Below are 1,838 nucleotides of genomic sequence, written 5' to 3'. Positions count from 1 at the left end.
GTCCCAGCGGCAAGGTCGTCCTCTCCGTAGGCGGCCTATCGCTGTCGAAACCAGACCGCCACGGCTGGCGCACCGCGCTCGACGGCGTCGCCTTCGATCTTGCCGAAGGCGAAATTCTGGGGATAGGCGGACTGCTCGGCTCGGGACGCACCGAAATCCTGGAGACCATCTTCGGCTCCAGCGGCGGCCGCGCCGGCGGCGAAATCCGGCTCGACGGCGAGCCGGTGGAAATCCGTTCGCCGCGCGACGCCCGCCGGCTCGGCATCGCCCTGGTGACGGAGGACCGCAAGACGCAGGGCCTGCATCTTCAGGCGTCGATCACCGACAATGTCGCGCTGCCGCTGGTCGGCACGCTGGCGCGGTTCGGGCTTCGCTCGCGGGCCGCCGAGCAGGGCCTGGCGCGGCAGGCGGTCAAGGCGCTCGGCATTCGCTGCGGGACCATCGAGCAGCCGGCCGGCACCCTGTCCGGCGGCAACCAGCAGAAGGTCGTCATCGGCAAGTGGCTGGCGACGCGGCCGCGGGTGCTGCTGCTGGACGAGCCGACACGCGGCATCGATGTCGGCGCCAAGCGGGAGATCTACGACCTCATCTTCAAGCTGGCGCGAGACGGGCTCGCCATCGCCGTCATCAGCTCGGAATTGCCGGAGCTGCTGCTTCTTTCCGATCGCATCCTGGTCATGGCCGATGGTCGCCAGACGGGGATCCTGTCGCGCGCGCAAGCCAGCGAGGAGGCCATCATGCGGCTCGCGGCGCCGCGCCGGACCATGACGAGACCCGCAGCATGAGCATCTTGAATATCCTGTCGCGGACGAAGCTCTATTGGGGGCTGATCGCCATCTTCCTGATCGGCGTGCTGGGCTCGCCGATCAGCTCCAAGGGCAACAACATCTTCCTGTCCTACGGCAATCTGCTCGATGTGCTGCGCCAGGTGTCGACCACCGGCCTGATCGCCACCGGCATGACGGCGGTGATCATCACTGGCGGCATCGACCTTTCCGTCGGCTCGCTGATGGCGATCTGCACCGTGGTCTGCGCCATGCTGCTGACGGTTCCGGGCGTCACGCCGGCGGTGGTGCTGGGGGTGCCGACAGTTGCCGTTGTCGCCCTTTGCCTCGGCATCCTGGTCACCCGCTTCATCTTCCTGAACATCGAAAAATCGCGCGCCGGCCCGCAGGCCACCCACGCCATCAGGCTGGATGGCGTTCGTGGGCTGGTCACGCCCGGCATTGTCGGGGTGATCCTCTGCAGTCTGGTGCTGTGGTTCCTGCTGCCGCAGGTCGGCTCGAAATTCGGCGTGCTCGGCGTGTTGCTGGTGGCGCCTTGCGTCGGCTTGCTGTTCGGCGCGCTCAACGGCTTCATCATCGTTGCCGGGCGGCTGCAACCTTTCATCGTCACGCTGGCGATGATGGTGACGGCGCTCGGCATCGCCCGGCTGACCGCCGGCCAGAACAATGCGGTGCTGCCGGTTTACACCGGATCGAACGCCACCGCCGATTTCGAGATGCTGCGCTCGCTGGTGTTCGGCGTGATCCCGATGCCGGGCCTGTTCTTCCTCGGAGCGATACTGATCTACGGCGCAGTGCTGCGCTTCACCCCGTTCGGCCGCTATGTCTACGCCATCGGCGGCAACGAAGAGGCGGCGCGGCTGTCCGGCATCGCCGCCGGCCGCGTCAAGATCGCCACCTACGCCGTGTCCGGGCTGCTGGCCGGCGTGGCGGCGGTGCTCTATGTCGCGCAATACAGGCAAGGCAAGCCGGATGCCGGCGCCGGGCTGGAGCTCGATGCCATCGCCGCCGTGGTCATCGGCGGCACCAGCCTGATGGGCGGGCGCGGCAGCC

Annotated in this window: 2 protein-coding genes; both read left to right on the top strand. The window is 67.8% G+C overall.

From position 1 onward, the window contains the following. Positions 1–785, top strand: a 785-nt coding sequence (locus AC0L18_RS32285; protein ID WP_473495727.1) for an ATP-binding cassette domain-containing protein, incomplete at its 5' end; no start/stop codon positions are given. Then, on the top strand, positions 782–1,838 hold a 1,057-nt coding region (locus AC0L18_RS32280), incomplete at its 3' end, for an ABC transporter permease (protein WP_473495726.1). The genes AC0L18_RS32285 and AC0L18_RS32280, both read left to right, overlap by 4 nt.

The organism is Mesorhizobium sp. WSM4819 (genome assembly GCF_055811215.1).
Note: the sequence above shows the minus strand (reverse complement) of the source record. Positions and strands in the feature narration are given on the sequence as shown.